Annotated in this window: 2 protein-coding genes; both read right to left on the bottom strand. The window is 57.7% G+C overall.

The window, feature by feature from the left end; translation table 11 throughout:
- On the bottom strand, positions 1-795 hold a 795-nt coding region (locus ACYVHX_RS04920), incomplete at its 3' end, for a hypothetical protein (protein WP_460670506.1).
- A gap of 4 nt (positions 796-799) precedes the next feature.
- The coding region (locus ACYVHX_RS04915; protein ID WP_460670505.1) for a hypothetical protein at positions 800-3,089 on the bottom strand (2,290 nt) is incomplete at its 5' end.

Below are 3,089 nucleotides of genomic sequence, written 5' to 3'. Positions count from 1 at the left end.
GCGGGTGCCCACCGCCTCGTCCTGCGCATCGGCGTAGGTATTGGCCAGCACCCGCAGGTATGTATTCGCTTCCAGCGCAGCAATGCGCTGACTATGCGTCAGTCCGGTGGGAATGCTAGGCGAACCGCCCACCGAGGTGACAAAGGGCGATACCAGATCGTCCGCGCCCGGCACGTAGTAAATGATTTGAATGTTGCCATCCTGAAGTAGGGCCCACGTTTTGGCGATTTCGCCGGTGGCTTCTTCTTCGATTTCTTCCAGCGTCTGCCGCACCGGCATGGCGAGTACTGTTTCAAGTTCATCGACGCGCTGCTCAAGGGCCAGGATGCGGATTTCCCAGCCGGCGGCGACCTCAACGGTGACACCGGGAATACTGGAAACCACGTTCAGCACAAGGGCTTCGGCCGCATAGGGCCCGGTCGAGTAATCCGCCTGGTTGCCGGAGTTGATCGATGGATCGACGTACAAATCAAAACTCAGCAGGGGCTGCTTGCCGGCGATTTCATCCAGGTAAACTGTGCATTTGTATTGAACCGACTGGGTACTGTCCGGAAGGCCCGCCAGCGCCGGGGTTTTGTAATCCAGGTGGATGATGTTGGTTGCCGGGTACGAAAAGTCGGCCGCTGTCCAGGTTTTGACGAAGGCGTCATTAGACAGCGATATGTCGATTTTGATCGGAAGCGCCGAAACGTTCCAGGGCGCACCGTCCTGCTGAAAGACAATATCCAGCAGGAACCGGTAGCCTTTCAGCCTTCTGGCGGTGGTTTTGGGTACGTTGACTGCGCTTACTGCCATTGTCTTAAGTGAATAGCGGTGTTTCTTCTACAATTTCCAGGTTGGTACCTGCGGTTTTCCAGTTATCCAGCCCTTCATTCTCGCGCTTTCTCATTTTTCCGGAGAAGTACTGTACAGTCGGATTGCGGTTGACGTTCGGTACCACTCCACCCAGCCGGTTACCCACCCGGGCTTTGACCTTGTTGTGCAATTCGACCAAGTTGGCCTCCTGTCCACCGAAATAGCCCCAGGAGCCGCCCGCGATCACATAAGCGGCAATCCGGTCGGCGGCCTGATCCTGTGATATGTCGCCCTGTCCGTTAGGCACCGAATAGTTCTTCTTGTACTTCTGGTTGACCGGATCCCAGATGTTATCCCAGTCTGCGCCAAAATATTTAATCCGGCTTCCGTGAATGTCTGCACCTCGGGCCCAGTTGGCATCGGGTGCCAGATTGACCTGGGTAGCGTTAGCGGTTTTGGTGAGCGTCTTCCATTGAAATGTGCGGGCGGCCACCGATTGCCGGTTGTCATTGGCGCCCGCTTCGACGGTGATGTGCTGACCCGGGTTGCCCAGATTGGCGTAGTAGGCGAACATATCCAGAAACTTCGTCAGCGTCCAGACTCCAAATTCCCAGTGGTAGCGCCGGTTCCAGTTACCTCCCGTACCGTCGCCGTTCCAGGTGTCGTGGAAGCCATCGCCATCATTATAGTATTGAATGACCGGTGGGACGATTTCCGCATCCGTCAGCGAGGGCCTGTTAACCATCGTTCTGACCTGAGCCAGGGTTCCGCCCGCTTTTGCGTACACCTTATCTTTGAACCATTGTTTGGCAGGGTCTTCGTAGAGTCCGACGCGGGCCTGCGTAAGGGGAGAAACCTTGTTGCCAATCCCCATCTCGTACTCCTCGGTTCGTCCGACGCTGACCGTATCAGGTTTGATTTTATTGCCGGAATCCTGCACCACATCGACCGATATGCGCTTCATCGGGTTGTTGTTGTCCCAGCCCGCGCCCCCATCCACCCACGGACGGATAAAGGCTAACGACACCGGTACACACGTATCCGGATACACATCCAGCCCCGAATTCGAATTGAATTTCTCGGCTTTATCCAGCGTCATGTAACTGATCGCCGGGTTTGAACCTATTTGTGAGCGGTAGAAACTGTACTGGTGATGAACACCCACCTTTAGTCCGATTGAACGGCAATAAGCCGCAAAGGCGATCATATTAGCCTGGGCCGCCGGGTTATACCATTGCTCTGGCTCGATCGTAAATTTGAACATCGTGGAGCCGCGCTGTTTCCAGCGCAGGGCTTCATCCTTCCGGGCCTGAAAGTCGCTGCCCGCCCAGCTCGTGCCGTGGATGCGTCGCCAGTGCTCTTGCGCCGGAACGTAGGTCGTCGGCGTTGGATCGGGCTCGCCCGGTTCTTCGGGCTCTTCGGGAATTTCCGGCTCGGGCTCAGGGATTACTACCGCACTCAGCCGCGCCAAACCGCCATAGCCTGACAGGTTACCCGCCGAGACGTTGCCGGTTTCGATTTCGCTATTCAGCCCGGCGGCCGGAATCACAAAAGAGAAGATCTGTGCCGATGGACCGGTGAGCGTTACCTTGAACACGCAGCCGCCAAACAGGCCAGGCACCCGGATTTTATCCGTCCGGCTGGCGCCTTCGGTTTGCGGGTGGGAGCCGATGATTTCAATTTGCGTCGTGCCGCCTACGGTCCAGTGCCGGAGCGAATAAGCCGGCCGGTTGTTCTGAAAGGCGTTGGGGCCGTCGTACTTGATAAAATCACCCACGCCCGCCAGTTGCACCTCGGGATCTTCGACCAGGGTGCTGCTATCCAGAAAGTGCTCCAGACGCTGCATATCCCGGCGGCCCTGGTAAAAGGCGTCGATGCTATGCTGCTGGTGCTGGTGGGAAGGATCGTTGAGCAGGGCGCGCCGGGGAACGCCGAACTGCCAGTGCCCGCCGTCCGCATTCAGGAAGCGGTGCCAGACATCGATCGAATAGATCCAGTAGGGCGGCAGCCAGACCTTCGGCGTTTCAACGTGCTGGGTGCCCGAATCAGACTGATACGGTACAGACCCTTGCAAGTTGGCGAAGGGCACCCGGGCGGCCGTCGGCACACCGTTGACGATGCCCGCCACGTCGGCTTCAAAAAACAGCTGGGTTTGCCGGATAATCGGGATTCGGGTCAACCCCGGTACGTTATCCATCCGGTACCAGAGTGCCTGGGTGCGGCCTTTAACCCGGCCGCCGACGTGGTAAGGCGCCATTTTGGACCACAGGTAGGGATAGCTTTGCGTTCCGGCC

It is taken from the genome of Larkinella ripae (assembly GCF_054780775.1).
This window is presented reverse-complemented; position numbering and strand designations above follow the sequence as displayed.